Genomic DNA, 26,331 nt, shown 5'->3' on the forward strand with positions numbered 1-26,331 from the left:
AGGGTACCCCGCGGCCGAAAGCAAACCTTAACTGGCGGAAATCAGCGCTCCGAGGCGGCGAGCTGACCGCACGCGCCGTCGATCTCCTGACCGCGGGTGTCGCGGACGGTCACCGGCACGCCGTGGCGGGCGATGGCCTCCACGAACGCCTTCTCGTCCTCGGGCCGCGAGGCGGTCCACTTCGAACCCGGCGTCGGGTTCAGCGGGATCAGGTTGACGTGCACGCGCTTGCCCTTGAGCAGCCTGCCGAGCAGGTCGCCGCGCCAGGCCTGGTCGTTGATGTCGCGGATCAGGGCGTACTCGATGGAGATCCGGCGGCCGGACTTCTCCGCGTACTCCCAGGCCGCGCCGAGCACCTCGCGGACGTTCCAGCGGGTGTTCACGGGGACCAGGGTGTCGCGCAGCTCGTCGTCCGGGGCGTGCAGGGAGACGGCCAGGCGGCACTTGAAGCCCTCGTCGGCGAAGCGGTGCATCGCCGGGACCAGGCCCACGGTGGAGACGGTGATCCCGCGCTGGGACAGGCCCAGGCCGTCGGGCTCCGGGTCGGTGAGGCGGCGGATGGCGCCGACGACGCGGTTGTAGTTGGCGAGCGGCTCGCCCATGCCCATGAAGACGATGTTCGACAGCCGGGCGGGCCCGCCGGGGACCTCGCCGTCGCGCAGGGCGCGCATGCCGTCGACGATCTGGTGCACGATCTCGGCCGTCGACAGGTTGCGGTCGAGACCGGCCTGGCCGGTGGCGCAGAACGGGCAGTTCATGCCGCAGCCGGCCTGCGAGGAGATGCACATGGTGACCCGGTCCGGGTAGCGCATCAGCACGGACTCGACGAGCGTGCCGTCGTGCAGCTTCCACAGGGTCTTGCGGGTGGTGTCGTCATCGCAGGAGATGTGGCGGATGACGTTCATCAGGTCCGGCAGCAGCTCCTGCTGGAGCTTCTCGCGGGACGCGGCGGGGATGTCGGTCCACTCGGCCGGGTCGTGCGCGTACCGGGCGAAGTAGTGCTGGGAGAGCTGCTTGGCCCGGAAGGGCTTCTCACCGATCGCGGCGACCGCCTCCCGGCGCTCCTCGGGGGTGAGGTCGGCGAGGTGCCGGGGCGGCTTCTTCGCTCCACGAGGGGCGACGAAAGTGAGCTCTCCCGGGACTGGGCGGGCCATGGCAGGTACTCCTTGTAAGACGAAAGGCGCGCCGCAGAAGCAGCGCGCCTTTCAAGAGTAACCGCCCCGCCTGTACGGGCGTCTTTTCGCAGGTCAGCCGGTGCCGACGAACAGCGCCAGCAGCAGCCAGACCACCGGGGCCGTCGGAAGCAGGGAGTCCAGCCGGTCCATGATGCCGCCGTGGCCCGGCAGCAGGGTGCCCATGTCCTTGATCCCGAGATCCCGCTTGATCATGGATTCCCCGAGGTCGCCCAGCGTGGCGCTGACCGCGACGGCGAGGCCGAGCAGCAGGCCCTGCCACCAGACGCCCCCGTCGATCAGGAACTCCATGCACAGCGCGCCGGCCGCCATCGCGAAGGCCACCGCTCCGAAGAGCCCCTCGCGGGTCTTTCCGGGGCTGATGCGCGGGGCGAGCTTGGTCTTGCCGAAGCGCCAGCCGACCGCGTAGGCCCCGGTGTCGCTGACCACGGTCAGGAGCAGGAAGGTGATCACCCGCTGCGGCCCGTCGTCGGCCTTGAGCAGCATCGCGACGAAGGTGGCCAGGAACGGCACGTAGAACGCCGCGAAGGCACCCGCCGTGACGTCCTTGAGGTAGTCCTCGGGCGGCTCGGTCATCCGCCAGACGAGGACGGCCAGCACCGTGAGCGCCATGGCCACCCAGGCACCCTCGGCACCGCGGACGTATCCGGCGATGACCATGGCCGCGCCGCCGATGGCGAGCGGGACCAGCGGGGCCTTGATGCCCTTCTTCTCCTGGAGCCGGGAGGTGAGCTCCCACAGGCCGACGACGACCGCCACGACGACGACGCCGACGAAGACGGCCTTGACGATGAGCAGCGAGGCGAAGATCACCGCGCCGAGGCCCACTCCGACCCCTATGGCGGCACGCAGGTCCCGCCCGGCCCGCTTCTTCTGAGGCGGGGGCGAGGCGTCCTGCGGTGCCGGCGAAGGCGGGGTCGGCGGGGGGCTGGGCATGGGCTCCTGCGGCGGCGTCTCGGCGCGGAAGAGGGAGCCGCCGTCAGCGGCGGCCCCCCGATCGCGTGCTTCCCGGTCGTCGAAGTCACGGCCGGCGGCATCGGGCACGATGGGCATGGGCCGAGTGTGCGGGCCCACCAGCGCATCGTAGGCGGGACCCGCCGGAACCGGCTCCGGCTGCCAGGAAGTGTCGTTCATCAGACTTCGAGGAGCTCGGCTTCCTTGTGCTTCAGGAGCTCGTCCACCTGCGCGACGTACTTCGCGGTGGTGTCGTCGAGCTCCTTCTCGGCGCGGCGCACCTCGTCCTCGCCGGCTTCCTTGTCCTTGACGAGCTTGTCGAGGGCGTCCTTCGCCTTGCGGCGAATGGCGCGGATCGACACCTTGGAGTCCTCGGCCTTGGTGCGCGCGACCTTGATGTACTCCTTGCGGCGGTCCTGCGTCAGCTCGGGGAAGGTCACCCGGATGATGCTGCCGTCGTTGCTGGGGTTGACGCCCAGGTCGGAGTCGCGGATGGCCGTCTCGATGTTGCGCAGGGCGCTCTTGTCGAACGGGGTCACGATCGCCATGCGCGGCTCGGGGACCGAGAAGGAGGCGAGCTGGTTGATGGGCGTGATGGCGCCGTAGTACTCCGCCACGATCTTGTTGAACATCGCCGGGTGCGCACGACCGGTGCGAATCGCGGCGAAGTCTTCCTTGGCGACGACGACGGCCTTTTCCATCTTCTCCTCGGCCTCGAGGAGGATCTCTTCGGTCACCACGTGCTCCTGCATGTCAGAAATGGATGGTTCAGGCGGACGGGGCCTGCTCAGGCCCGGGTGCCCTGGTCGCTCACGAGCGTGCCGATCTTCTCACCCTTGACGGCTCGCGCGATATTGCCCTCGGCGAGCAGCTCGAAGACCAGGATCGGCAGCTTGTTGTCGCGGCACAGCGTGATGGCGGTGGCATCGGCGACCTTGAGGTCGCGCGACAGCACCTCGCTGTACTCCAGCGCGTCGAACTTCACCGCGTCCGGGTTCTTCTTGGGGTCGGAGTCGTAGACCCCGTCGACGCCGTTCTTGCCCATGAGGAGGGCTTCCGCGTCGATTTCCAGGGCTCGCTGGGCGGCCGTGGTGTCGGTGGAGAAGTAGGGCATGCCCATGCCGGCGCCGAAGATGACGACGCGGCCCTTCTCCAGGTGTCGAACGGCGCGGAGCGGGATGTACGGCTCGGCGACCTGGCCCATGGTGATGGCCGTCTGGACGCGGGAGTCGATGCCTTCCTTCTCCAGGAAGTCCTGGAGGGCAAGGCAGTTCATGACCGTACCGAGCATGCCCATGTAGTCGGACCGGGCCCGGTCCATGCCGCGCTGCTGGAGTTCGGCGCCGCGGAAGAAGTTGCCGCCGCCGATCACCACGGCGATCTCCGCGCCGTCGCGGACCACCGCGGCGATCTCGCGGGCGATGGCGTGGACTACGTCGGGGTCGACGCCCAGTCCTCCGCCACCGGAGAAGGCCTCGCCCGACAGCTTCAGCATGAAGCGGCGGCCCTTCTTGTCCTGGTCGCTCTTGTCGTCGGAAGCGGTGTGGGTGTCCACGCCCTGATTCATGGAGATCTCCTCGTGCACATACGAAGAAGGCCATTGCCGGTGGGTCCTCGCGGTTCCCTCTACGGCAATGGCCTCCTCGTCAGATCTGCGGTCGCCCTGCGCGAACGCGGGCGACTGCTTCAGACCCTATCGGGGTCCGGTGTCCGTCGCGTACGGACGGACTCAGATGCCGACCTTGATGCGCGAGAAGCGCACCAGGGTGACACCGGCCTCGTCCAGAACCTTCTGGACGGACTTCTTGTTGTCCAGGGCGTAGTCCTGGCCGAGCAGCGTGTTGTCGCGGAAGAAGCCGTTGACACGACCCTCGACGATCTTCGGCAGCGCGGCTTCGGGCTTGCCCTCGGCGCGGGTGACCTCTTCGGCCACACGACGCTCGGACTCGACCACGTCGGCCGGCACGTCTTCCTTGGAGAGCCACTTCGGCGCGAACGCGGCGATGTGCTGCGCGACGCCGCGGGCGACCTCGGCGTTCTCCTTGTCCAGCTCGACGAGGACGCCGATCTGGAACGGCAGGTCGGGCATGGTGCGGTGCATGTACGCCGAGACGTAACCGCCGGTGAACTGCGCGAAGCGGTCCAGGACGATCTTCTCGCCGAGGTTGGCGTTGGCCTCGTCCACGAACGCCTGCACGGTCTTGCCGGGCTCGATCTCGGACGCGAGAAGCGCCTCGACGTCGGCCGGGGAGGTCGCGGCGATGTGCTCGGCCAGCTGGTTGGTGACGGCCTGGAACTTCTCGCCCTTGGCGACGAAGTCCGTCTCGCACTTCAGCTCGACGATGACACCAGAGGTGTTGTCGTCGGAGATGATCGAGGCAACGGCACCGTTCTCGGCAGAACGGCCTTCGCGCTTGGCGACGCCCTTCTGACCCTTGATGCGGAGGGCCTCGATGGCCTTGTCGACGTCACCGTCGGACTCGACCAGCGCGTTCTTGCAGTCCATCATGCCGACGCCGGTGAGCTCGCGGAGCTTCTTGACGTCAGCGGCGGTGTAGTTCGCCATGAGTCTGGGATTCTCTCTCGAAGTCGTAGATCTACGGGTGAACGGCGGAGGAGACGCGCTCGTGGCGCGACTCCCCCGCCGTCATCGTCCGTGCTGCGAGTGCCCGGCGCATGAACGCCGGGCGCTCTCAGTGGGTCAGGCCTGCTCGGCGTCGGCGGCCGGAGCCTCGACGACGGCCTCGGCGACGACCTCGGCCTCGGCCGCCGGAGCGGCCTCAGCCTCGACGGCGGGGGTCTCGACAGCGGCCTCGGCCGGAGCGGCCTCAGCGTCGTCGGCCTTCTTCTCGCCCTCGAGCAGGTCGCGCTCCCACTCGGCGAGCGGCTCGGCGGCGGCCTTCTCGCCCGGCTTCGAGTCGCCAGTGGCGGCACCGGAACGGGCGATGAGGCCCTCGGCGACGGCGTCGGCGATCACGCGGGTGAGCAGGGTGACGGAGCGGATCGCGTCGTCGTTGCCCGGGATCTTGTAGTCGACCTCGTCGGGGTCGCAGTTGGTGTCGAGGATCGCGACGACCGGGATGTGGAGCTTGCGCGCCTCACCGACGGCGATGTGCTCCTTCTTGGTGTCGACGATCCAGACGGCGCTGGGGACCTTCGACATCTCGCGGATACCACCGAGGGTCTTCTCCAGCTTGATCTTCTCGCGAGAGAGGACCAGGAGCTCCTTCTTGGTGAGACCCGAGGCGGCGACGTCCTCGAAGTCGATCGCCTCAAGCTCCTTCAGACGCTGAAGGCGCTTGTAGACGGTGGAGAAGTTGGTGAGCATGCCACCCAGCCACCGCTGGTTGACGTACGGCATACCAACGCGCGTCGCCTGCTCGGCGATGGCCTCCTGGGCCTGCTTCTTGGTACCGACGAACATGATGGAACCGCCGTGGGCGACGGTCTCCTTCACGAACTCGTAGGCGCGGTCGATGTACGACAGCGACTGCAGCAGGTCGATGATGTAGATGCCGTTGCGCTCCGTGAAGATGAAACGCTTCATCTTCGGGTTCCAACGGCGGGTCTGGTGACCGAAGTGGACGCCGCTTTCCAGCAGCTCCCGCATCGTTACGACGGCCATGGCCATCTCCTTGTTTTCTCGGTTTGGTTCCTGACGCCCCTGTCGCGCCCTGCCCCCGTGGAGGGGACCGAGAGACGCTGTCACCTGGCCCTGAGGGGCCGGTGCTGGGGCGTGCGAAGTCGACCCGGTGACCCGGATCGCCACAAGAAGTGTACGGGACCCGGTGGTATGCCGGATGACGCGGTTGTCCACAGCCGCCCGCCCGTCCACAGGCCCGGGCGGGACCGGCCCCGGGGGCGGAATCCTGACCCCCATGACAAAGCTGCTGCTCACCCTGCTCCTGCCCCTGAGCCTCGCCCTGGGCCTCGCCCCTGTCCCGCCTCCGGCCACACCGGGACCGCCGCGCGCTCCGGCGGCCGGGCGCCCGCTCCCGTCCCCCCTGACGGTGGTCCGCTGGTGGGACCCGCCCCCGACTCCGTACGCGGCGGGCCACCGCGGGGTGGACCTGGCGGCCCCGGTGGGCACGGAGCTACGCGCGGTGGGCCCGGGCCGGGTCCACTACGCCGGCCAGGTCGCGGGCCGCGGAGTCCTCTCCCTGACCCTCCCGAACGGCCTGCGCACGACCTACGAGCCGGTCCGCCCCCTGGTGGCGGAGGGCGCCGAGGTCACGTCGGGCCAGGTGGTGGCCGTCCTCACGGACGGCCCGCACTGCCCCCGCCCCTGCCTCCACTGGGGCCTCCTCCACACGCACACCTACCTCAACCCCCTGACCCTCCTCCCCCACCCGACCCCCCGCCTACTGCCCTTCCGGCCCTCCGGCGCTTGAGAACCGGGGACAGCCAACCCAGCCGTCCGGCCAACCCAGCCGTCCGGCGTTTGAGGACCGGGGTCTGGGGCGGAGCCCCAGGGGTCCGGGCGCAGCCCGGCAGCCCTCCCCAGCCCCGCCGGCGTTTGAGGCGCGGGTCCGGGCAGCGCCCGGGGAACGGTGGAAGGGCGGGTAGGGGCCAGCCCCGCAGGGCAGCCGGCCACCCGCACCGGGCCACGGGCGACGCAGAACCGGGGCCAGGACCGGGGCCGGGCCCACATCGGGGCCGGGACAGTGCCAGGCCCGCATCGGAGCCCGGGCCGAGGCGAGGCCCACGTCGGGGCCAGGGCCGGTCAGCCCCCGACGCCCCGCAGGGCCATGGCCACCGCCGCGTCCGTGACCACGACGGGATCTTCCCCCGCACCCGCCTCGATCCGCCGGACGGCAGCATCCACCACACCCTGCAGCAGCATCGCCGCAAGCCTCGGCTCCGCCTGCCCCAGCGCGCCCAACGCCTCCACGATCATCGCGATCAGACTCCCGTGCGCCGCACGGATCTTCTCCCGCGCCCCGGCGTCCAGCTCGCTCGCCGAGATCGCCACGACCGCCCGGTGCCTCTTGTCACCCACCAGCCCCAGCTGGCTGCGCACATACGCCTCGATCTTCGCCTCCGGCGCCTCCGCCTCGGACATCGCCGCCTCGATCTCGGCCGCCCACACGGGGAAGTCCACCGCGCACAGCTCTTCGACGACGGCCGCGCGGGACCGGAAGTACTCGTACACGGAGGACCGGGCGAGGCCGGTCCTCTCGGCGAGGGCGGGGAAGGTCAGCGCTTCCGTCCCCCCTTCGGACAGCAGGGAACGCGCGGCGTCCAACAGGGCGCCGCGCTGCATCGACCGGTGCTCGGCCACGGAGGCCGCTCGAATCCTGGGCACGCATCCACTCTACGGACGTACCGCAAGGCCGCCGCACGCTCTCGGCCCCGCTCGCGACCCCGCCGGCACCCCGGTTCAGCGCCCGACGTCCGCCAGCTTCGCCCGGAGCTGCAGGACCGACTTGGTGTGGATCTGGCTGACGCGGCTCTCGGTGACCCCGAGGACGTTGCCGATCTCGGCGAGCGTGAGGCCCTCGTAGTAGTAGAGGGTCACGACCGTCTTCTCCCGTTCGGGCAGCGTGTTGATGGCCCGCGCCAGCAGCCGCCGCAACTCCCGGTCCTCCGCGACCTCCACCGGGTTGTCCGCGGCGGTGTCCTCCAGGGTGTCCATCAGGGAGAGCCGGTCGCCCTCCCCGCCCACGTGCAGCAGCTCTTCGAGGGCGACCACGTTGGCAAGCGACAACTGGCTGAAAACGGCGTGGAGATCCTCCACCCCGATGCCCATCTCCCCGGCGACCTCGTGCTCGGTGGGGGTGCGCCGCAGCTGGGCCTCCAGCGTGGCGTAGGCCCGTTCCACGGCGCGCGCCTTCTGCCGCACCGACCGCGGGATCCAGTCCAGCGCCCGCAACTCGTCGATCATCGCGCCGCGGATGCGAGTGATCGCGTACGTCTCGAACTTGATGGACCGTTCGATGTCGAACTTCTCGATGGCGTCGATCAGCCCGAAGACTCCGGAGGAGACGAAATCGGCCTGTTCCACATTGGGCGGCAGGCCGACGCTGACCCGGCCCGCCACGTACTTCACGAGGGGCGAGTAGTGCAGGATCAGCTGCTCCCGCAGCCGCTCGTCACCCGAGTCCTTGTACGAGCGCCACAGCACCTCCAGCGACGAGGGCGCGGTGGACCGCTCGCTGCCGCGCGCAGCGGGGGGCACCGCAGCGCGGTCGGACCCTGAGGTGTGCTGGGGCATGCTTCGCCTTTGCCGGAGCCGGATTCCTTGGGAGCGTAGCGTGACGGAAGTGTCGCGGTGCGCGAAGAGTACGGGATCGCGCGGGCCCGCAAGGGCGGCCCGACTCGCGCGGGCGACCCGGGACCGGCGCCTGGCGCACGGTCCCGGCGGGTGCCACCGGGAAGACCGCGTCTCTCATCGGCTTCACTCTTTCACCGGAACGCCCCAGGTCAACGACCGCCTCGCCGGGGAACTCCGCCTTATGCGCCTCCTCCCGGCCGCTTCGATGTCAACTGCCAGCCGTCGCCCTGCCGTTCGACGAACCCCAGAGAGTGAAGTTCGTACAGTCTGCCGATGACTTCATCGGTGCCGGTGCCCGCCGCGAGGGCCAGTTCGCCCAGGTCTGCCGGACGCCCCGCCGGCAGGGCTTCGAGCACCCGGACCGCGTCGGGGCCCAGCAGGTCACGGGCGATCACGGGGCCCCGCCGCTCGGGGGCCAGCTCCCCCATCCCCCCGACCAGCTCGATGACCTCCGCCGCGTCCGTGACCAGCGCGGCCTCGCCGCGCAGCAGTTCGTGCACACCGGCCGAGAGACCGCTGGTGGCCGGGCCGGGGATGCCCATGGTGATCCTCCCCAGGGCCTGGGCCCGCCGGGCGGTGACCAGGGATCCGCTGCGGTGGGCCGCCTCCACGACGACCGTGCCCCGGGTCAGGGCTGCGATGACGCGGTTGCGCAGGACGAACCGGCTCGGCGTGGGGTGGCTGCCCGGCGGCAGTTCTCCGAGGAGCAGCCCCTGGGAGGCGATCCGGCCGAGCAGTCCGGCGTGCCCGCGCGGGTAGGGCACGTCCACCCCGCAGGCCAGCACGGCGACCGTGGCTCCGCCGGCGGCGAGGGCGCCGCGGTGCGCGGCGCCGTCGATCCCGTAGGCAGCTCCCGAGACCACCACCCAGCCTCGCTCGGCGAGTTCACCGGCCAGGCTCTGGGCCATGTGTGCCCCGTACGGGGTGCACGCGCGGGCTCCGACCACCGCCACGGAGCGCAGGGCCCAGGCCCGCAGGCTCGGCCTGCCCCGCACCCACAGCCCGACGGGCCGGGCGTCGCCGAGGTCGTCCAGCTGACTCGGCCACTCCGCCGACCCCGGGCAGACGAACCGGCTCCCCGTCTCGGCGGCGAGCGCCAGGTCCCGCCGGGGATCGGCCGCCGCGGCCCGGCGGCGGTATCCGGCGAGCCGCTCGGCGCCGACCCCGCTCAGCACCCCGGGCTCCGGCTCGGGGCCGGTCAGCAGCCGTATCAGCCCGACGGCCCCGTACGCCCGCAGCCAGCGCCCGCCGTGCTCCTCCCCGGGCTCCAGGACCCGGGTGAGCGCGGCCCGTGCGAGCACCTCGCCGCCGGGCTCCGCCTGCGGCTCCGGGCCGGCTGCCGGTGGCGCCTGTACGGGTCCCGGCCCGGGCGCCCGGCCCGGTCCCGGGGCCGATGCCGAGGCGGTCATGAGGCGGCGTCCAGGTGCGCCGCGGCTCCGCGGGCGATTCCGGTGCGCAGTTCGAGGGCGACCGCCACGTCCAGGGCGTCGGGGCGGTCCCGGCTCCTCAGGTCGGCCACCGTCCAGGCGACCCGGAGCACCCGGTCGAGACCCCGCGCGGTCAACAGCCCGCGCTCCAGGTCCCGCTCGGCCTGGGCCAGTGCTCCGGGGGCGGCCGGCCAGCGCGTCCGCAACTCGTGGCCCGGGACCTCCGCGTTGAGCCGCCAGGGCGTGCCGTCGAGCCGGGCCGCCGCCCGGTCGCGGGCCTCCCGGACCCGGTCGGCGACCACCGCCGTGGCTTCGCCGCGGCCGCCCCGCCCCAGCAGATCGGAGCGGGTGACCGGCTCGACCTCGACGCGCAGGTCCACCCGGTCCAGCAGCGGCCCCGACAGCCGGGCCTGGTAGCGGCGGACGACCGAGGCCGGGCAGTCGCAGCCGGTCCCGTGCAGGGTGTGCCGCCCGCAGGGACAGGGGTTGGCGGCCAGCACCATCAGGAACCGGGCCGGCAGGCGTACCACTCCGGCGGCCCGGGCGATGACCACGTGTCCCGCCTCGAGGGGCTGCCTCAGGGCGTCCAGCGCCTTGGTGCTGAACTCCGCGGCTTCGTCGAGGAACAGCACCCCCCTGTGGGCCAGGGACACCGCCCCCGGCCTGGCCACACCGGCTCCGCCTCCGACGAGGGACTGCATGGTCGCCGAGTGGTGCGGGGCGCAGTACGGGGGCCGGGCGACGAGCGGTTCGCCCGAGGGCAGGATTCCCGCGACCGAGTGGACGGCCGTGACCTCCAGGGAATCCTGTCGGGTGAGCGGGGGCAGGATCCAGGGGATCCGCTCGGCCAGCATCGTCTTGCCCGCGCCCGGCGGTCCGCTGAGGAAGAGGTGGTGTCCCCCGGCGGCGGCCACCTCCAGGGCCCGGCGCGCCGCGTGCTGTCCGGCGACGTCGGCGAGATCGGGGAAGTCCCGCCCGTCGCGGTCGCGGGCCACGCCCGTGCCGAGTCCGGCGCCCGGGACGACCAGTCCGGCGAGCATGGGGTCCGGGCGCCCGGACGGATCCGGCGGATCCTCCTCGGGCACCTCCCCGTCGGTGAGCACCGCGATCAGTTGCCGCAGGCTGCGCACCCCGAGCACCGAGACGTCCGGGACGAGCATGGCCTCGGCCGCGCACTGCTGCGGGACCACGACCTGCCGGTATCCGGCCTCGGCGGCGGCGAGCACCGCCGGGAGGATCCCGCGGACGGGGCGCACCCGGCCGTCGAGCCCCAGCTCCCCGATGAGGACGAGATCGGCGATCGCCTTCGGGTCGACCACCTCGGCGGCGCCCAGCACGGCGGCCGCCACGGCCAAATCGAAGCCGGCACCCGATTTCGGGACCGACGCCGGACTGAGGCCGACGGTGAGCTTCTTCTGCGGCCAGGCGGCGCCCGAGTTCACCACGGCCGCCCTGACCCGGTCCCGGCTCTCGACCAGGGTCTTGTCGGGAAGCCCCACCAGGGCGAAGGTGGCGACCCCGGGCTCGAGGTCGGCCTGGACCTCCACCACCACGCCGTCGACGCCCACGAGGGCGACCGAGCAGGCCCGTGCGAACCCCATCAGGCCGCCCCCCTGACGTGCTCGACCACGGGCCCGCCGCGCCGCGGCAGCAGGACGCCGACGAGGTCGATGCGCACCCCGCCCGGGGGTGGTCCCCCGTGGTCGGCCAGCCAGCGCCCGGCGAGCCTGCGCAAGCGCGCGGCCTTGGCGGGCCGCAGCGCGGCCATGGGATGCTCGAACTCCCCCGCCCGCCGGGTCTTGACCTCGCACACGACGAGGGCGTCCCCGTCCCGGGCGACGATGTCGATCTCCCCGCCGCGACACCGCCAGTTCCGCGCGATCACGGTCATCCCGGCCTCGGTGAGCCGCCGCGTCGCGAGGTCCTCGCCGTACCGCCCCAATGCCTGCTGTGCCACGCCCTTCGCGTTCATCCGGCACCACCTCCGGCACCGACGATCCCGCGCCCCCGCCCACCTAGTGGATCTTGGTGGACAACCGGGGCCATGTGGACAACCCCGTCACCCAGGCGAGGGAGCCGGACGAGGGCCAGGACAGGACCAAGCCGGAACCAGACCAGGACCAGGCCGGGGAATCAGCTGCCCGGAAGTTCGAGATCGCTCTTGTTGAGCTCCTCGATGTTCACGTCCTTGAAGGTCAGCACCCGCACCTGCTTGACGAAACGGGCCGGTCTGTACATGTCCCAGACCCACGCGTCGGCCATCGAGACCTCGAAGAAGACCTCCCCCTGCACCGAGTGCACCTGCATCTCGTAGTCGTTGGTGAGGTAGAAACGGCGTTCGGTCTCGATCACATACTTGAACAGCCCGACGACGTCGCGGTACTCGCGATAGAGCTTCAGCTCCATCTCGGTCTCGTACTTCTCGAGGTCCTCGGCACTCATGGCATGTTCCCCTTCAGCCGTGCGTCCCCCTATTGTGCGCCAGGCCCGTGCGCCCCTAAACGATTTCCGGGGCCAGGTTCACGGGCGCACCCGGGGGACCGTCGTCGAGCAGCCTGCGGAGCAGCTCTGCGAGTCTGGTCGGGTACACCGTCTCATGGGCCGCAAGCAGTTCCTCGGAGGTCCACCACCTGGTGCCCGAGACGCTGCGGCGCTCCAGCTCGGTGAGGCCTCCCAGCACCGTCGCCGTCTGGCTGGTACGGGCCAGGAAGTACCACTCGTCCTGCTCCCAGCGGCGCCCGTCGAAGGGGAACGAGCAGTAGCGGTGCCACAGCACCGGCCCCAGCTCCACGTCGGTGATCCCGGTCTCCTCCGCGAGCTCACGCAGCGCGGCCTGCTCCCGGGTCTCGGACCCTTCCAGACCGCCGCCCGGGGTGAACCACCAGTCGTCCGCCGGGTCTCCCGGCTCGAAGCCGTGCAGCAGCAGGATCCTGTCCTCCGGGTCCAGCAGGATCACCCGGGCCACCTTGCGCGGCCCGCCCGACCCGGAAGCCACCCCCGGCCCCGCCGTCGCGTCAGCGGACATCGGCCCGCTCCCTCCTCCGCCCGCGCCCGAGAACCCGTACGACCGGCCCGTACGCGGCTCCGAGCACCACCAGGGCGGCACCGGCCACCACCGCGGTCACCTGGAGCAGCAGCGGCCCCGCCGTCGAGGTCCCGCCGGGCAGGGCGGCGTAGGTCGTGGGCCGATCCAGCATCGACATGGCGGGCCATGCGAGGGCGTCGACGCGGGCCTTGACCGCCGAACGGGCCACCGTCCCCTGGCCGGCCTCCTCCAGGTGCGCCCGGGAGTCCAGCGAGGCTCCGCGCCGGTCGCCGAGCAGGAAGAGATTGCCCTCCGGCACCGTCACCTCGAACGGCGTCCGGGAGGCGGAGCCGCCCGGAGCGCCCGCCACGTCGAGCTTCTCCACCTCGATGTACGGCTCGTCCAGCTCCTTGCCGTTCACCACGAGGCGGCCGCCCGCACCACAGCACTTGACCGTGTCCCCGCCGACGCCGACGACCCGCTTGACCATCGGCGAATCGCTCCACCGCTCGTCCTTGAAGATCACGACGTCCCCGCGGCGCACCTCGCCGCCGCCGATGCGCTGCGCCAGCACCCGGTCTCCGGGCTGCACCGTGGGCACCATCGAGTCGGTCGGCACCGTGTACGGCTGGTACACGACGGCTCCCCACACGAACCCGCCCAGGAAGAGCACAAAGCCGATGGCCACGGCGATTCCCGACAGCATGCTGCCGAGAGCACCGCGGCCACCGCCGTCACCTGCTCGTATTGCTCGTGTTCCGCCCATTGCAAGCGCCCCCACACTCGGAGATCGTCGACCTGGGCGGCACCCTACCTGTCGGTACGCCCCGCGGTCAGCCTCCGCCTGCGCCACAGCACGACCGGCACCGCTCCGGCGAACCCGAGCGCGGCCGGGCCGAGCCCGACCGGCGCCAGGCCGGCGGCGTCCAGGCCGAGCGCCGTGGCCTTGGTCTGCGTGCCGATGCCCGGCTGGTCGTAGGTGTCCGGAATCGGCAGGGTGGACCAGCGGGTGATCGGCCAGGCCACCACCACGGCGCGCCCGACGACATCGCTGACGGGCACGAAGCCCTGGGTGGAGTCCTGCTGGTGGTAGCGGGAGTCCTGCGAGTTCTGCCGGTGGTCGCCCATCACCCAGATCTTGCCCTTGGGCACGGTGAGCGGACCGAAGGGGAAGTCGTCGCACGGGGTGTTGCCCGGGAAGATGTACGGCTCGTCGAGCTCCTTGCCGTTGACGATGACCGGTCCCCCCTTCTTGCACTCGACCGTGTCACCGCCGATGGCGATCGTCCGCTTGATCAGGTCCTTCTCCTCGGCGGACGGCATGAGGCCGATCCAGCTGAGGGCCTTCTGCGCGATGTTGGGCTCCGGGGTGGCCTCACCGCTCAGCCAGTTCGACGGGTCGTGGAAGACCACGACCTCGCCCCGCTCGGGCTCCGATCCGAACCACGGCGTCAGCTTGTCCACGAGCACCCGGTCACCGCGCTGCAGGGTGTTCTGCATCGAGTCGGAGGGGATCGAGAACGCCTGCACCAGGAAGGTCTTGATCAGCAGAGCGAGCAGCAGGGCGATGCCGACCAGGAGCGGCAGCTCCTTCCAGAACGACCGGTGCGGGCGCGCCTCGGCACCGTCCTTCGCGTCGCCGTCGTTCTCTACGGCATCGGGCCCGGAGGAGTCATTCGGCTCCTCGCCGCCCTCGTCGCGTCCGGACCGTGCACCAACCGCCACGTCCCCCACATCCACTCCTCGTTCGGAAATCGACGCCCGGACCTGATGAGGCACGGGCCCTCCCCTCCCCTAACGAGCGGGAGTTCCCGAAGGCGCGGGAGACCAAGGACACACTATGCGAACGCGGAGCCGCCCCGGCGCCTACGGGGCGCGCGGCGACCGCCGCGCGCCTGGTCGGGAACCATGCGGAAGGTGGCGGGCTGTTCCAGCCGGTGCCAGTGCCCGAAGGGCCAGGCGATCACCACGGCCTGGCCGACCACGTCCTTCTCGTCGATCGTGCCGTGGAAGGCCTCGTCGAGGTGGTAGCGGGAGTCGGCGGAATTCGCCCGGTGGTCGCCCATGACGAAGATCCGCCCGGCGGGCACCTGCACCTCGAAGCGGATCTCCGAGGGCGCGTTGCCCGGGTTCACGTACGGCTCGTCGAGCGGCGAACCGTTGACGCTGACCCGGCCCCGGGCGTCGCAGCACTTCACGGTGTCCCCGCCGACGCCGATGACCCGCTTGATCAGGTCCTGTTCGTTCGCCGAGGGCAGCAGGCCGATGAAGGTGAGGGTCTGCTTGATCTGCTTGATGCCCACCGGGTCCTCGGCGGGCTGGACGCTGTCGGCGCCCAGCCAGCCTCCCGGGTCCTTGAACACGACCACGTCTCCGCGCTCGACCTCGGAGCCGAACCACGGGGTGAGCTTGTCCACCAGGACCCGGTCGCCGATCCGGATCGTCTGCTCCATGGAGCCCGACGGGATGAAGAAGGCCTGGACGAGGAAGGTCTTGAGGATCAGGGCGATGCACAGCGCGACCACCACGAGCAGGGGAAGCTCCCCCACCCGGCGGGTACGCCGTCTGCGCCGGACCCGGCGGGCGAGGCGACGCCGTTCGGCCCGGCCGCCGGGCTCCGCGGGCTCTGCCGCAGGCTCCCGCTCCGGCTCCGCATCGGCGCCTCCGTCGGCGTCCGCGGACTCGTCCCAGCCGCCCCGCGGGCGCCCGCGGTTACCCACGGCCCCCGCCCACGGATCCCGCGTCACCCCAGCGCGACACCGGCCAGCCGATCCAGTCGGCCCGACCGATCACCTTCTCCACCGGCACCATCCCCCCGCCCGGCTCCCCCAGGTGGTCCCGGGAGTCCCGGGACTGGGAACGATGATCACCCATGACCCACAGGCTCCCAAGGGGCACGACGATGCGGAACGGCACTTTCGATCCCGAGTCGCCCGGGAAGAGGTACGGCTCGTCCAGCAGGACCCCGTTGACCTTGATCCGGCCCTTGTCGTCGCACACCACGTCGTCGCCGCCGACGCCCACGACCCGCTTCACGAAATCGGTGTCCGAGGGCTCGGCCAGCCCGAGCGCCGAGGCCGCCCCGTGCAGGGCTTCGCCGAGGGGATTCCCGTCCGGGTCCTCCCGTACGAAGGAGCCCTTGCCGTCGAAGACCACGACGTCCCCGCGCTCCGGCAGGTCGCCGAAACGGTACGCCAGCTTGTTGACCAGCACCCGGTCCCCGACGGCGAGTGTGGGCTCCATCGAGCGGCTCGGGATCAGGAAGGGCTGGAGCACGAAATTGCTGAACAGCAGCAGGAAGGCGGTGCAGACCACGCCGAGCAGCCCGGCGCGCCGCCAGGTCAGCCAGCCGGCCTTCCCGGGGTCCCGGTCCGAGTCCGATTCCAGGTCAGGGGCAGTGTCTTCGCCTGCTCCCGCGCCTGCGTCCGGGGCCGGACCCGCTCCGGAAAGCACGAAACGCGACCGCCCCTCCCCCTCGTCGGGGGAAGAGTGGCCGCGCTGCGTGTGAGGTGCTTCGGTGTCCATCGAGGGCGAGCCTATCCGGCCGACCCCTCAACCCCGAGAGCAGATCAGCGGTCGCGCTTCTCCTTGATCTTCGCGGCCTTGCCGCGGAGCTCACGGAGGAAGTACAGCTTGGCGCGACGCACGTCACCGCGGGTGACGAGCTCGATCTTCTCGAAGATCGGGGAGTGGACCGGGAAGGTACGCTCCACGCCGACGCTGAAGGAGACCTTGCGGACCGTGAAGGTCTCGGAGACGCCGGCGCCCTGGCGGCGGATGACGACACCCTTGAACTGCTGGATACGGGAGCGGTTGCCCTCGATCACGCGGACGTGAACGTTGACGGTGTCACCCGGGCGGAAGGCCGGGAGGTCCGAGCGCAGGGTGGCGGCGTTGACGCCATCGAGCAGGTGAGACATGAGATTCGTCTGCTTTCTTCGCATGACGCCACAGGTCGCCGATGCGGGGTTTCCGGAGAGAATTCGGGAGCTGCGGGACTCCGCGGACGACGGTCCCCCTGTGGCAGGGGCGTACGCGAGCACACAGCAGCCGCCTATTCTTCCACGGTCTGGGGCCTGCGCCAAAATCGGCCGTCGGGGGACGGCTTCCAGCCGAGGATGCTCAGCAGCTCGCGGTCCTTCTTGTCGAAGGCGGAGGCCTCGCAGCGCTCGATCAGATCCGGGCGGTTGGCCGCCGTGCGGCGGAAGGCCTCGTCGCGGCGCCACCGGGCGATCTTGCCGTGGTGGCCGCTGACCAGCACGTCGGGGATCCCGTGGCCGCGCCACTCCGGGGGCTTGGTGTAGACGGGCCCCTCCAGCAGGTTGGCCATGTCCCCGGGCGCGAAGGAGTCGTCGCGGTGCGATTCGGCGTTGCCGAGCACCCCGGGCAGCAGCCGGGCCACGGCCTCGGTGACGACCAGGACGGCAGCCTCGCCGCCGGCCAGGACGTAGTCGCCGATGGAGACCTCGTAGACCGGGAGGCGCGTGGCGTACTCGTCCATGACCCGGCGGTCGATGCCCTCGTACCGGGCCGGGGTGAAGATCAGCCAGGGGCGTTCGGAGAGTTCGACGGCCAGTTCCTGGGTGAACGGCCGGCCGCTGGGGGTCGGGACGACGATGACGGGCCCGTGCGCGCCCGCCTCGTAGCCGTCGGCCAGGGCGGCGTCCAGGGCCTCGCCCCACGGCTCGGTCTTCATGACCATGCCGGGACCGCCGCCGTAGGGGGTGTCGTCCACCGTGTTGTGCCGGTCGTACGTCCAGTCCCGCAGGTCGTGGACGTGTACGTCGAGCTGGCCGCGCGCCCGCGCCTTGCCGACCAGGGAGACGTTGAGCGGTTCCAGGTACTCGGGGAAGATCGTGACGACGTCGAGACGCATCAGGCGTCTTCCCCGTCCCGGACCTCGGCCCCGGCCTCGTCGGCGTCCCCGCCGGTCCCGGCGTCCTCGTCCTCGTCCCGGGTGGAGACCACGATCGCCTCGCGCTCGTCGATGAGACCGGGCGGCGGGGTGATGACGCAGCGCTGCTCTTCGAGGTCGATCTCGGCGACGATCTCCTCGACGAAGGGGATCATCACCTCGGTGCCGTCCGGGCGCTCGACGATGAACAGGTCCTGCGAGGGCAGGTGGGAGATCTCGGTGATCCGGCCGATCACCGTGCCGTCCTCGAGAACCACGTCGAGGTCCATCAGCTGGTGGTCGTAGTACTCGTCGTCCTCGGCCGGCAGCTCCGCCGGGTCCACGTCGGCGATGAGCAGGATGTTGCGCAGCGCCTCGGCGCCGGTGCGGTCCTTGACCCCGGCGAAGCGCAGCATCAGCCTGCCGCTGTGCACCCGGCCCGCCTCGACCGTCAGCGGTCCCGCCGATGCCGGGTCGGTCCGGAGCACGGCGCCGGGCCCGAGCCGCAGCTCGGGCTCGTCGGTCCGCACCTCGACGGTGACCTCACCCTTGATCCCGTGGGCGCGGCCGATCCGCGCGACTACCAGCTCCACTGTCCATCTCTCCTGTTCAGACGACGACGGGCCGGGGTGGGCGCAATCGCCCTCCCCGGCCCGTGCCGGTGTATCAAATTCTCAGCGGACCTGGTCCACGTCGACGAGGTCGACGCGGATCCCCCGGCCGCCGATGGCGCCCACGACGGTACGCAGAGCACGTGCGGTGCGGCCGTTGCGGCCGATCACCTTGCCGAGGTCGTCGGGGTGGACCCGGACCTCCAGCACCTGCCCGCGGCGCAGGTTGCGCGAGGCGACCTGCACTTCGTCGGGGTTGTCCACGATGCCCTTCACGAGGTGCTCAAGAGCCTCCTCGAGCATGCTCAGGCCTCGGTCGACTCGGCGGTCTCGGCCTCAGCCTCGTCCGCCTTCTTGTCGGCCTTCTTCGCCTTCTGGGTAATGGCTTCGCCCTTGCCCTCGCCGATGCCCTCGAGGGCCTTGGCGAACTCGTCGAAGGAGCGACGCTTGTTCTCCTTCGTCGCCGGCTGCAGCAGCGGCGCGGGGGCCGGAAGGCCCTTGTGCGCCTGCCAGTCACCGGTGAGCTTCAGGATGGCGAGCACAGCCTCGGTGGGCTGGGCGCCGACCGACAGCCAGTACTGCGCACGCTCGGCGTTGACCTCGATGCGCGACGGGTTGTACGTCGGGTGGTAGATACCGATCTCTTCGATCGCGCGACCGTCCCGACGGGTACGGGCGTCGGCGACGACGATGCGGTAGTGCGGCTGGCGAATCTTGCCGAGGCGCTTGAGCTTGATCTTGACTGCCACTGGAGTGGTGTCTCCTGAACTTGACGTGGTTGGGCACATGAGATGCCACGTGGGGTTGCGGTACTCGGGTGCCCGATGGACGCGTCAGCCGGAGGAGAGAGGGGTCCTATGCGACTGTCGAGTACAGCTGTCCATTGTGCCACACGCCCGCGGCGCGCTCCGCCGGGAGGTCGCGGAGCGAGCCCGCCGGGTCAGGAGGCCACCGCGATGGCCACGTCCGGGATGCGGAAGGGCTTCATGCAGCCTCCGCACACGATCGGGGCCTGCGCCAGTACGGACGGGACCACGCGCACGTTGCGCCCGCAGTCGCAGACCGCCTTGACGCGGACTCCGCCGCCGGAGGACCCGTGCCGGGCGGCCGGACCGCGGAAGCTGCGCTTGGTGTCGGCGGCCGTGGCGACCGTGTGGGCCTTCAGCGCGCGCTGAAGGCGCTCCATGGTGGGGCGGTAGCGCTTCTTCGCCTCGGGATTGAGCGAGACCAGGGAGAAGCCGCTGCTCGCGTGCGGCTCGTCGGTGTGGTCCAGCCCCATCTCCTCGGCGATCGCGAGGAACCTGCGGTTGTGGTAGCGGCCGGCGCGCGAAGTGTCACGCACTCCGCGGGCTGCGGCGATGCCGTGGACTGCCTCGTGCAGCAGTCGCTCGAAGGAGAGCTCGGCGCCGCAGGCGGACGAGGACTCTCCGATCAGGGACTCGGGCGCGGCAAGGTCAGGCAGCTCGGAGTGGTACCGCTGAATATCGGCCCACGCCTGTGCCAGCTCTGCGGCGAGAACAGGTGGTGTCGTGCTCACGTCGTGACAACGAGCCGGGGTGCCCAGGTGTTCCGATTCCGGGCCATTCCAAATTTTTTGCACGTACCAGTCAGTTCAGTCTCATGCGTCCCGACGAGGACGGGTGCGCATATCTCCGGAGGAGTCGGTACGTAGTGACGACTACACCCCGGCGCGCGGCGGGTGCCGCACGCCGGGGCGTGAGAGCCGTGAGGCGGACCGCCTAGTACGAGCGCGCGACGATCGCGAGGTTACCGGGGGCGTCGTCCGCCTGCGGCACCGACCCGTCCTCGGCGATCAGGCAGCGCACGGAGACGGCCTGCTCGGCCAGCTTCGCTTCGCCCTCGGGGCCGAGGTCGGCCCACGGGATCCGCGCCCAGCCGCCGGCGATGGCGGCCTCGGCGGCCTCCTCGATGGTCGAGACGTCGGACGTACGGGCGATGCGGCGCTCGCGGGACTCGCGCAGCAGCTGCGCCTGGTCCTCCTCGAGCACCTTGGGCAGCAGGGCGGCGAGGTCGGAGATCTGCACGGACTCCTTGCCGCCCGGGATCCGGCGGGCCAGCATCGCGGTGCCGGCCTCCAGGTCGCGGGGGCCGATCTCGACGCGGACCGGTACGCCCTTGAGCTCCCAGTCCACGGCGCGGCGGCCGAAGGGGGTGTCGACGCGGTCGTCGACGAACACCCGCAGGCCCGCGGCCTTGAGCTGGGCGCCCAGCTCGCGGACCTTCGTCACGGCCTCGTCGCCCTTGATCGCCATGACGACGACCTGGACGTGCGCGAGGCGCGGCGGGACCCGCAGGCCGTTGTCGTCACCGTGCGACATGATCAGGCCACCGACCATGCGGGTCGAAACGCCCCACGAGGTCTGCCAGACGAGCTCCTGCTTGCCTTCCTTCGACAGGTACTGCGTGTTGAAGGCCTTGGCGAAGTTGGTGCCGAGCTCGTGGCTGGTGCCGAGCTGCAGGGCCTTGCCGTCGCCCATCATGCCCTCGAGGGTGAGGGTGTTGATGGCGCCGGCGAAGCGCTCCTTGGCGGTCTTGCGGCCGAGCACGACGTCGATGCCGAGCACGTTGGTCATGAAGTCGCCGTACACGTCCGTGTGGATGCGGGCGGCGTAGTCGCGGGCGTCCTCGTACGAGACGTGGGCGGTGTGGCCCTCCTGCCAGAGGAACTCGCTCGTACGGAGGAACACGCGCGGGCGCATCTCCCAGCGGACCACGTTCGCCCACTGGTTGATGAGCAGGGGCAGGTCGCGGTAGCTCTGGACCCACTTGGAGAAGTAGTCGTTGATGATCGTCTCGGAGGTGGGGCGGACCACGATGGGCTCGTCCAGCTCCTTGCCGCCGCCGTGCGTGACGACCGCGAGCTCGGGGGCGAAGCCCTCGACGTGCTCCGCTTCCTTCGTCAGGTACGACTGCGGGATGAACAGCGGGAAGTACGCGTTCTGGGCGCCCGCGTCCTTGATGCGCGCGTCCATCTCCTGCTGCATCCGCTCCCACAGGCCGTAGCCGTACGGCCGGATGACCATCGTGCCGCGGACCGGACCGTTGTCGGCCAGCTCGGCCTTGTTGATCAGATCCTGGTACCAGCGGGGAAAATCCTCCGCCTGGGGGGTGAGAACGGGTGCCTTTGCCATGGCGCGAATGGTACGGCGCCCGGGGTGCCGAACGTGAATCGGGTGCGAATCGGGTGGCGCGCTCCTCTGGACGCGGGGGCGAATCGGGAGTTCTCTGGCAACGGGGGCAAGGGGGCGACACGGAATCAGGAGCGCTCTTTCGATGACACCGACGCCGACGGCGACGCTTGTCGCGCGGGACTGGGCGGAGATCCAGGAACGGATGCTGGTACCGCTGTACGAGGCGGTCTACGACCGACTGGAGGTCGGGCCGGGAGACCGGCTGCTGGGCCTCGACTGCGGGGCCGGACTGGCCCTTCTGCTGGCCTCGGGCCGGGGAGCCCTGGCCACGGGTGTGGAGGCCGATCCGGCACGCCGCACGCTGGCCCGGGAGCGCCTCCTGGAGGTCCTCGCGGCCCCTCCGGCGCCCGCGGTGCCCTACGACGTCCTGCTGGCCTTCTCGCCCTCCCCGGGCGCCCTGGCCGCGGCCCTGCCGGCGCTGCGCCGGCCCGGCGCCGCGGTGGTGCTGGCCGACTGGGGGCCTGCGGAACGGTGCACGGTGCCCTCCGTCCTGGGCGGCGGGCCGGCCGCGCGGGACCTGGACGCGATGGCGGCGGCCGCCGGGCTGGTGCCGGACGGGTCGGGTCGGGTGTTCTGCCCGTTCGGGTACGCCGACGTGGACAGCGCGGTGCGCGGGCTGCTGTCGACCGGGCTGTACGAGTGCTCCGACCCGGTGCAGGTGGAGAAGGAACTGGCGGAGGCGCTTCACCCGTACGAACGGGGTGACGGGGCCGTCTGGCTGCCGAACATCTTCCGCTACGTCATCGCCCGTACGGCGTAACCGGCGCGAGCAGCGCAACCGCCGTGCGGGGCCGCGTACGGCCCCGCACGGCGCTCACTCGTGGGGCGCTCCCTTGTGGAGGCGGGGGATGCCCGCGGCCGCGTAGGCCGCTGCTTCGTCCAGGGTCTCGTTGGCCATCAGGGCGTCCGCGAGGGCGTCCAGCTTGTCGCGGTTCTCGCGCAGCAGGGAGCAGGCCTTCTCGTAGCACTCGTCGACGATCCTGCGCATCTCGTGGTCCACGGCGTCGAGGGTGGCGGGGGCCGCGGAGAGGCCGTAGGGGCTCTGCCCGTCGGAGGGGATGGCGGTGAGGCGGCCGATGCGTTCGCTCATGCCCCAGCGGCCGACCATGCCGCGGGCGATGTTGGTGACCTGTTCGAGGTCGTTCTCCGCGCCGGTGGTGATGACCTCGTAGACCACCTGCTCGGCGGCCATGCCGCCCAGTGCCCCGATGATGCGGCCGCGCAGGTACTCCTCCGTGTAGGCGTACCGGTCCGCCTCCGGGGTGGAGAGGGTGACGCCGAGGGCCCGCCCGCGCGGGACGATGGTGATCTTGCGGACGGGGTCGGCGCCGGGCTGGAGCATGCCCAGCAGGGCGTGCCCGCTCTCGTGGTACGCGGTCCGGCGGCGCTCCTCGTCCGGCATGACCAGCGGGCGTTCCGCGCCGAGCTGGACCTTCTCCAGCGCGTCGGAGAGGTCCGCCTGGGTGACCTCCTTCTGCTGGCGCTTCACGGCGAGCAGGGCGGCCTCGTTGGCGAGGTTGGCCAGTTCGGCTCCGGTCATGCCCGGGGTCGTACGGGCCATCTGCGCGAGGTCGACTCCGGCGGCCAGCGGGATGTCCCGGGTGTGGATGCGCAGGATGGCTTCCCGGCCGGCCTTGTCGGGCGGGGAGACCATGACGGTGCGGTCGAAGCGGCCGGGCCGGGTCAGCGCCGGGTCCAGGACGTCGGCCCGGTTGGTCGCGGCCAGGACGACCACGCCCTCGGAGCCGGAGAAGCCGTCCATCTCGGTGAGGATCTGGTTCAGGGTCTGCTCGCGCTCGTCGTGGCCGCCCATGGCCGCGCCGCCGCCGCGGGCCCGCCCGATGGTGTCGATCTCGTCGATGAAGATGATGGCGGGGGCGACTTTGCGGGCCTCGGAGAAGAGTTCGCGCACCCGGGAGGCGCCGACACCGACGATCATCTCGATGAACTCGGAGGCGGAGGCGGAGAAGAAGGGCACCCCGGCCTCACCGGCCACCGCGCGGGCGAGCAGGGTCTTGCCGGTGCCGGGCGGGCCGGCGAGGAGCACGCCGCCGGGCATGCGGGCGCCCATCTTGCGGTACTCGTCAGGGTTCTTGAGGAAGTCCACGACGTCGTTGAGCTCGCCCTCGACCTCGTCGATGCCGGCCACGTCCTCGAAGGTCGTGCGCTTGGCGCCCTCCAGCTCGACCGGCTTGGGCGGCGTCTTGCGCCCGAGCCCGCCCATGCCGCCGCCCATGGCCGAGCCCATCCGGCGGGCGATGACCACCCACAGGAGGACCAGCAGCAGCATCGGGGCCAGGGAGATCAGCAGGTTGGCCAGGAAGCTGCGCTGCACGACGACCGGGGAGGCGGTGACGACGACGTTCTGCTTGGTGAGGTTGGCCCACAGGTCGTCGTCGGCGAAGGCGGGGCGCTGGGAGACGAACTTCTTGTAGTCGCCCTTGTCGCCGTCCGGCTTGGGCTGTCCGGTCTTCAGCTCGCCCTGGATGGCGTCGCCCTTGGCGTAGATCTTCGAGACGTTGCCGTTCGCGACCTGCTTGCTGAACTCGGTGTACGAGATGGTCGGCTCGTCGCCCTCGTTGAAGAAGGACAGCACCAGGTTGGTGATCAGGTAGACGATCAGGGCGGTGAGGATCAGGCCGCGCCAGCCGCCGGGCATCCGCTTCTTCGGCGGCGGGGCGGGGGGTGCGCCTTCGGAGCGCCAGGGCGTATCGGCCCGGTCGCGGGGCGGTACGGGGGTGGGGCTGGGCACGTGGCCTCCTTCTGCCGTCCTCCCGGCCGACCATAAGCGACAAACCGGACCGTCGCCCCTGGCGGGAGGCCACACGGCGAAGCCCCGGCCGGAGTGATCCGGCCGGGGCTCGTGAGGCTCCGTACTACTGCTGCTTCGGTTGCCTCGCCGCTACTTCATGAACTTCTTGAACTCGTCCGGCAGGTCGAAGTCCTGACCGGGCTGCGCGCCCCCGGCCGGAAGGCCGAACGGGTTGCCCCCGGCGGCGGGCTCGATCGCCTGCGGGCCGGCCTCGCGGCGTGCGGCTGCCGCGGCCTCTTCTTCCTTGCGCTTCATCGGGTTGCCGCTCTTGCGCTTGCCCTTGGCCTGCTTGATCTGCTTCTTCTGCCGACCGGGGCCGCCACCCATCCCGGGCATGCCGGGCATGCCCGGCATGCCGCCGCCCTGGGCCATGCGGGACATCATCTTGCGGGCCTCGAAGAACCGCTCGACGAGCGACTTGACGGCGCTGACCTCGGTGCCGGAGCCCTTGGCGATACGGGCACGGCGCGAGCCGTTGATGAGGTGCGGGTCCTGGCGCTCGGCCGGGGTCATCGACTTGATGATCGCGGCGGTGCGGTCCACGTCGCGCTCGTCGATGTTGTTGATCTGGTCCTTGATCTGCCCCATGCCCGGGAGCATGCCGAGCAGCTTGGAGATGGAGCCCATCTTGCGGACCTGCTCCATCTGGGACAGGAAGTCGTCGAGCGTGAACTCCTTCGGCCCCTTCTGCAGCTTGGCCGCCATCTTCTCGGCCTCGGCCTGCGAGAAGGTCTTCTCGGCCTGCTCGATCAGGGTGAGCATGTCACCCATGTCGAGGATCCGGCCCGCCATGCGGTCCGGGTGGAACGCGTCGAACTCGTCGAGCTTCTCGCCGTTCGAGGCGAACATGATCTGCTTGCCGGTGACGTGCGCGATGGAGAGCGCGGCACCACCGCGGGCGTCGCCGTCGAGCTTCGAGAGCACGACGCCGTCGAAGCCGACGCCGTCGCGGAAGGCCTCGGCGGTGTTGACCGCGTCCTGGCCGATCATGGCGTCGACGACGAAGAGGATCTCGTCCGGGCTGACGGCGTCGCGGATGTCCGCGGCCTGCTGCATCAGCTCCTGGTCGATGCCGAGGCGGCCGGCGGTGTCGACGACGACGACGTCGTACTGCTTGGTGCGCGCGTACTCGATGGAGTCCTTGGCGACCTGGACCGGGTCGCCGACGCCGTTGCCCGGCGCGGGGGCGTAGACGGCCACGCCGGCCCGCTCGGCCACGACCGAGAGCTGGTTGACGGCGTTGGGGCGCTGGAGGTCGCAGGCGACGAGGAGCGGGGTGTGGCCCTGCCCCTTCAGCCACAGGCCGAGCTTTCCGGCGAGGGTGGTCTTACCGGCACCCTGGAGGCCCGCGAGCATGATCACGGTGGGCGCGGTCTTGGCGAAGCGCAGCCGCCGGGTCTCGCCACCGAGGATGGAGACCAGCTCGTCGTTGACGATCTTGAGGACCTGCTGGCCCGGGTTCAGGGCCTTGGAGACCTCTTCGCCGCGGGCGCGCTCCTTGACGTTCGCGATGAAGGAGCGGACGACCGGGAGGGCGACGTCGGCCTCGAGGAGGGCGATACGGATTTCCCGCGCCGCAGCGTCGATGTCCTGCTCGGAGAGGCGGCCTTTGCCCCGGAGGGACTTGAAGGTCGCGCTGAGGCGGTCGGAAAGCGTATCGAACACGATGGTCGCGATTCCTCGGGTCAGGGGGCGTGTGGTCGTCCCCCAGGGTATCGGGCCGCGCCACCCCTCCGGCCCTGCGGGCGGCTTTCGCCTCCCGGGAGCCCGCCGCCACCCGAGCCGCTGCGCGGGGCGGAGTCCCCTACCCGCCCTTCGCCCGTTCCCCGGGGCTCCGCCCCGGACCCCGCGCCTCAAACGCCGGCGGGGCTGGAATTTGAGGGCACGGGCGCGCAGCGCACGTACGGGTCCGGGCGGAGCCCGGGGAAC

General features: G+C 71.0%; 27 protein-coding genes and 1 pseudogene. 2 read left to right on the plus strand and 26 right to left on the minus strand.

The genetic code is table 11. The features are described from left to right. Window positions 1-41: 41 nt before the first annotated feature. The 6 genes from rlmN to rpsB all read right to left on the minus strand — a co-directional run bounded on the left by rlmN (window position 42) and on the right by rpsB (window position 5,772). Window positions 42-1,154: a 23S rRNA (adenine(2503)-C(2))-methyltransferase RlmN gene (gene rlmN, locus OG898_RS03415; protein ID WP_250743870.1), complete on the minus strand. Its 1,113-nt coding sequence runs from the start codon at window positions 1,152-1,154 to the stop codon at window positions 42-44. Between the two features lie 93 nt (window positions 1,155-1,247). After that, window positions 1,248-2,327: a phosphatidate cytidylyltransferase gene (locus tag OG898_RS03420; RefSeq protein ID WP_250743871.1), complete on the minus strand. Its 1,080-nt coding sequence runs from the start codon at window positions 2,325-2,327 to the stop codon at window positions 1,248-1,250. Further along, window positions 2,327-2,884 (minus strand): ribosome recycling factor, encoded by a 558-nt coding sequence (frr, locus tag OG898_RS03425; RefSeq protein ID WP_112453867.1) that lies wholly within the window; start codon window positions 2,882-2,884, stop codon window positions 2,327-2,329. The genes OG898_RS03420 and frr overlap by 1 nt, the downstream gene beginning before the upstream one ends. Before the next feature lie 50 nt (window positions 2,885-2,934). After that, window positions 2,935-3,714: a UMP kinase gene (pyrH, locus tag OG898_RS03430; RefSeq protein ID WP_250743872.1), complete on the minus strand. Its 780-nt coding sequence runs from the start codon at window positions 3,712-3,714 to the stop codon at window positions 2,935-2,937. A gap of 162 nt (window positions 3,715-3,876) precedes the next feature. Next, the gene (tsf, locus tag OG898_RS03435) at window positions 3,877-4,713 is read right to left on the minus strand and encodes a translation elongation factor Ts (RefSeq protein WP_250743874.1); all 837 of its coding nucleotides are present in this window, start codon (window positions 4,711-4,713) and stop codon (window positions 3,877-3,879) included. Between the two features lie 135 nt (window positions 4,714-4,848). Beyond that, window positions 4,849-5,772, minus strand: a complete 924-nt coding sequence (rpsB, locus tag OG898_RS03440; RefSeq protein WP_250743876.1) for a 30S ribosomal protein S2 — start codon at window positions 5,770-5,772, stop codon at window positions 4,849-4,851. Window positions 5,773-6,025: 253 nt separating this feature from the next. Here rpsB and OG898_RS03445 point away from each other — a divergent pair, with 253 nt between their 5' ends. Next, window positions 6,026-6,538 (plus strand): M23 family metallopeptidase, encoded by a 513-nt coding sequence (locus tag OG898_RS03445; protein WP_266954919.1) that lies wholly within the window; start codon window positions 6,026-6,028, stop codon window positions 6,536-6,538. Between the two features lie 332 nt (window positions 6,539-6,870). On the opposite strand, the gene OG898_RS03450 is transcribed toward OG898_RS03445, so the two are convergent. The 18 genes and pseudogenes from OG898_RS03450 to proS all read right to left on the minus strand — a co-directional run bounded on the left by OG898_RS03450 (window position 6,871) and on the right by proS (window position 21,530). Continuing rightward, on the minus strand, window positions 6,871-7,428 hold the full coding sequence (locus OG898_RS03450; protein WP_250743946.1) for a TetR/AcrR family transcriptional regulator: 558 nt from the start codon (window positions 7,426-7,428) through the stop codon (window positions 6,871-6,873). 99 nt (window positions 7,429-7,527) lie between these two features. Next, complete coding sequence (gene whiG / locus OG898_RS03455; protein ID WP_250743879.1) at window positions 7,528-8,361, minus strand: RNA polymerase sigma factor WhiG; 834 nt, start codon at window positions 8,359-8,361, stop codon at window positions 7,528-7,530. Between the two features lie 239 nt (window positions 8,362-8,600). Then, window positions 8,601-9,830, minus strand: a complete 1,230-nt coding sequence (gene dprA / locus OG898_RS03460) for a DNA-processing protein DprA (RefSeq protein ID WP_266954921.1) — start codon at window positions 9,828-9,830, stop codon at window positions 8,601-8,603. Continuing rightward, a complete protein-coding gene (locus OG898_RS03465; protein WP_266954923.1) occupies window positions 9,827-11,449 on the minus strand; it encodes a YifB family Mg chelatase-like AAA ATPase in 1,623 nt (540 codons plus the stop codon). The genes dprA and OG898_RS03465 overlap by 4 nt, the downstream gene beginning before the upstream one ends. Then, the gene (locus tag OG898_RS03470) at window positions 11,449-11,820 is read right to left on the minus strand and encodes a YraN family protein (protein ID WP_250743883.1); all 372 of its coding nucleotides are present in this window, start codon (window positions 11,818-11,820) and stop codon (window positions 11,449-11,451) included. Before OG898_RS03470 ends, OG898_RS03465 begins: the two co-directional genes overlap by 1 nt. 161 nt (window positions 11,821-11,981) lie before the next feature. Further along, window positions 11,982-12,290, minus strand: a complete 309-nt coding sequence (locus OG898_RS03475; RefSeq protein WP_005311352.1) for a DUF2469 domain-containing protein — start codon at window positions 12,288-12,290, stop codon at window positions 11,982-11,984. Between the two features lie 55 nt (window positions 12,291-12,345). Continuing rightward, window positions 12,346-12,873 carry an NUDIX hydrolase gene (locus OG898_RS03480; protein ID WP_266954926.1) on the minus strand — a complete coding sequence of 176 codons (528 nt, stop codon included), beginning with the start codon at window positions 12,871-12,873 and terminating at the stop codon, window positions 12,346-12,348. Continuing rightward, complete coding sequence (gene lepB / locus OG898_RS03485) at window positions 12,863-13,579, minus strand: signal peptidase I (RefSeq protein WP_250743885.1); 717 nt, start codon at window positions 13,577-13,579, stop codon at window positions 12,863-12,865. Before lepB (OG898_RS03485) ends, OG898_RS03480 begins: the two co-directional genes overlap by 11 nt. Before the next feature lie 104 nt (window positions 13,580-13,683). Beyond that, window positions 13,684-14,607 (minus strand): signal peptidase I, encoded by a 924-nt coding sequence (gene lepB / locus OG898_RS03490; protein ID WP_250743886.1) that lies wholly within the window; start codon window positions 14,605-14,607, stop codon window positions 13,684-13,686. Then, window positions 14,558-15,593 (minus strand): annotated as a pseudogene (gene lepB, locus OG898_RS03495) (signal peptidase I); the annotation flags it as partial. The pseudogene lepB (OG898_RS03495) and the gene lepB (OG898_RS03490), both read right to left, overlap by 50 nt. Further along, window positions 15,586-16,398 carry a signal peptidase I gene (gene lepB / locus OG898_RS03500; protein WP_266954929.1) on the minus strand — a complete coding sequence of 271 codons (813 nt, stop codon included), beginning with the start codon at window positions 16,396-16,398 and terminating at the stop codon, window positions 15,586-15,588. The pseudogene lepB (OG898_RS03495) and the gene lepB (OG898_RS03500), both read right to left, overlap by 8 nt. Before the next feature lie 44 nt (window positions 16,399-16,442). After that, complete coding sequence (rplS, locus tag OG898_RS03505; protein ID WP_112450506.1) at window positions 16,443-16,793, minus strand: 50S ribosomal protein L19; 351 nt, start codon at window positions 16,791-16,793, stop codon at window positions 16,443-16,445. Between the two features lie 134 nt (window positions 16,794-16,927). Next, on the minus strand, window positions 16,928-17,749 hold the full coding sequence (gene trmD / locus OG898_RS03510) for a tRNA (guanosine(37)-N1)-methyltransferase TrmD (protein ID WP_250743888.1): 822 nt from the start codon (window positions 17,747-17,749) through the stop codon (window positions 16,928-16,930). Further along, the gene (rimM, locus tag OG898_RS03515; protein ID WP_266954932.1) at window positions 17,749-18,360 is read right to left on the minus strand and encodes a ribosome maturation factor RimM; all 612 of its coding nucleotides are present in this window, start codon (window positions 18,358-18,360) and stop codon (window positions 17,749-17,751) included. The genes trmD and rimM overlap by 1 nt, the downstream gene beginning before the upstream one ends. Before the next feature lie 81 nt (window positions 18,361-18,441). Continuing rightward, window positions 18,442-18,681, minus strand: coding sequence for an RNA-binding protein (locus OG898_RS03520; RefSeq protein ID WP_030011889.1), 240 nt, complete (start codon window positions 18,679-18,681; stop codon window positions 18,442-18,444). Between the two features lie 2 nt (window positions 18,682-18,683). Then, on the minus strand, window positions 18,684-19,127 hold the full coding sequence (gene rpsP, locus OG898_RS03525; protein ID WP_243337676.1) for a 30S ribosomal protein S16: 444 nt from the start codon (window positions 19,125-19,127) through the stop codon (window positions 18,684-18,686). 191 nt (window positions 19,128-19,318) lie between these two features. After that, window positions 19,319-19,915 carry a hypothetical protein gene (locus tag OG898_RS03530; RefSeq protein WP_250743890.1) on the minus strand — a complete coding sequence of 199 codons (597 nt, stop codon included), beginning with the start codon at window positions 19,913-19,915 and terminating at the stop codon, window positions 19,319-19,321. A 202-nt stretch (window positions 19,916-20,117) separates the two neighbouring features. Further along, the gene (proS, locus tag OG898_RS03535) at window positions 20,118-21,530 is read right to left on the minus strand and encodes a proline--tRNA ligase (protein WP_250743892.1); all 1,413 of its coding nucleotides are present in this window, start codon (window positions 21,528-21,530) and stop codon (window positions 20,118-20,120) included. A gap of 142 nt (window positions 21,531-21,672) precedes the next feature. On the opposite strand from proS, the gene OG898_RS03540 reads away from it, so the two are divergent. Then, window positions 21,673-22,350, plus strand: a complete 678-nt coding sequence (locus tag OG898_RS03540; RefSeq protein WP_250743893.1) for a methyltransferase type 11 — start codon at window positions 21,673-21,675, stop codon at window positions 22,348-22,350. Window positions 22,351-22,404: 54 nt separating this feature from the next. Here OG898_RS03540 and ftsH read toward each other — a convergent pair whose 3' ends face one another. Both ftsH and ffh read right to left on the minus strand, forming a co-directional pair. Next, window positions 22,405-24,249 carry an ATP-dependent zinc metalloprotease FtsH gene (ftsH, locus tag OG898_RS03545; protein WP_266960060.1) on the minus strand — a complete coding sequence of 615 codons (1,845 nt, stop codon included), beginning with the start codon at window positions 24,247-24,249 and terminating at the stop codon, window positions 22,405-22,407. 243 nt (window positions 24,250-24,492) lie between these two features. Continuing rightward, window positions 24,493-26,067: a signal recognition particle protein gene (ffh, locus tag OG898_RS03550; protein ID WP_250743894.1), complete on the minus strand. Its 1,575-nt coding sequence runs from the start codon at window positions 26,065-26,067 to the stop codon at window positions 24,493-24,495. Between the last annotated feature and the right edge of the window lie 264 nt (window positions 26,068-26,331).

It is taken from the genome of Streptomyces sp. NBC_00193 (genome assembly GCF_026342735.1).
Taxonomy (GTDB): Bacteria; Actinomycetota; Actinomycetes; order Streptomycetales; family Streptomycetaceae; genus Streptomyces; species Streptomyces stoeckheimensis.

Excerpts from the sequence above, each read along its gene's own strand:
- lepB (WP_266954929.1), bottom strand. The coding sequence starts at position 16,398 with ATGGACACCGAAGCACCTCACACGCAGCGCGGCCACTCTTCCCCCGAC.
- OG898_RS03445 (WP_266954919.1), top strand. The coding sequence starts at position 6,026 with ATGACAAAGCTGCTGCTCACCCTGCTCCTGCCCCTGAGCCTCGCCCTG.
- rlmN (WP_250743870.1), bottom strand. The coding sequence starts at position 1,154 with ATGGCCCGCCCAGTCCCGGGAGAGCTCACTTTCGTCGCCCCTCGTGGA.
- OG898_RS03480 (WP_266954926.1), bottom strand. The coding sequence starts at position 12,873 with ATGTCCGCTGACGCGACGGCGGGGCCGGGGGTGGCTTCCGGGTCGGGC.
- trmD (WP_250743888.1), bottom strand. The coding sequence starts at position 17,749 with ATGCGTCTCGACGTCGTCACGATCTTCCCCGAGTACCTGGAACCGCTC.
- rpsB (WP_250743876.1), bottom strand. The coding sequence starts at position 5,772 with ATGGCCGTCGTAACGATGCGGGAGCTGCTGGAAAGCGGCGTCCACTTC.
- OG898_RS03475 (WP_005311352.1), bottom strand. The coding sequence starts at position 12,290 with ATGAGTGCCGAGGACCTCGAGAAGTACGAGACCGAGATGGAGCTGAAG.
- tsf (WP_250743874.1), bottom strand. The coding sequence starts at position 4,713 with ATGGCGAACTACACCGCCGCTGACGTCAAGAAGCTCCGCGAGCTCACC.
- OG898_RS03470 (WP_250743883.1), bottom strand. The coding sequence starts at position 11,820 with ATGAACGCGAAGGGCGTGGCACAGCAGGCATTGGGGCGGTACGGCGAG.
- OG898_RS03520 (WP_030011889.1), bottom strand. The coding sequence starts at position 18,681 with ATGCTCGAGGAGGCTCTTGAGCACCTCGTGAAGGGCATCGTGGACAAC.
- lepB (WP_250743885.1), bottom strand. The coding sequence starts at position 13,579 with ATGCTGTCGGGAATCGCCGTGGCCATCGGCTTTGTGCTCTTCCTGGGC.
- OG898_RS03420 (WP_250743871.1), bottom strand. The coding sequence starts at position 2,327 with ATGAACGACACTTCCTGGCAGCCGGAGCCGGTTCCGGCGGGTCCCGCC.
- whiG (WP_250743879.1), bottom strand. The coding sequence starts at position 8,361 with ATGCCCCAGCACACCTCAGGGTCCGACCGCGCTGCGGTGCCCCCCGCT.
- dprA (WP_266954921.1), bottom strand. The coding sequence starts at position 9,830 with ATGACCGCCTCGGCATCGGCCCCGGGACCGGGCCGGGCGCCCGGGCCG.
- proS (WP_250743892.1), bottom strand. The coding sequence starts at position 21,530 with ATGGCAAAGGCACCCGTTCTCACCCCCCAGGCGGAGGATTTTCCCCGC.
- OG898_RS03465 (WP_266954923.1), bottom strand. The coding sequence starts at position 11,449 with ATGGGGTTCGCACGGGCCTGCTCGGTCGCCCTCGTGGGCGTCGACGGC.
- pyrH (WP_250743872.1), bottom strand. The coding sequence starts at position 3,714 with ATGAATCAGGGCGTGGACACCCACACCGCTTCCGACGACAAGAGCGAC.
- ftsH (WP_266960060.1), bottom strand. The coding sequence starts at position 24,249 with ATGCCCGGCGGCTGGCGCGGCCTGATCCTCACCGCCCTGATCGTCTAC.
- rplS (WP_112450506.1), bottom strand. The coding sequence starts at position 16,793 with ATGTCTCACCTGCTCGATGGCGTCAACGCCGCCACCCTGCGCTCGGAC.
- OG898_RS03540 (WP_250743893.1), top strand. The coding sequence starts at position 21,673 with ATGACACCGACGCCGACGGCGACGCTTGTCGCGCGGGACTGGGCGGAG.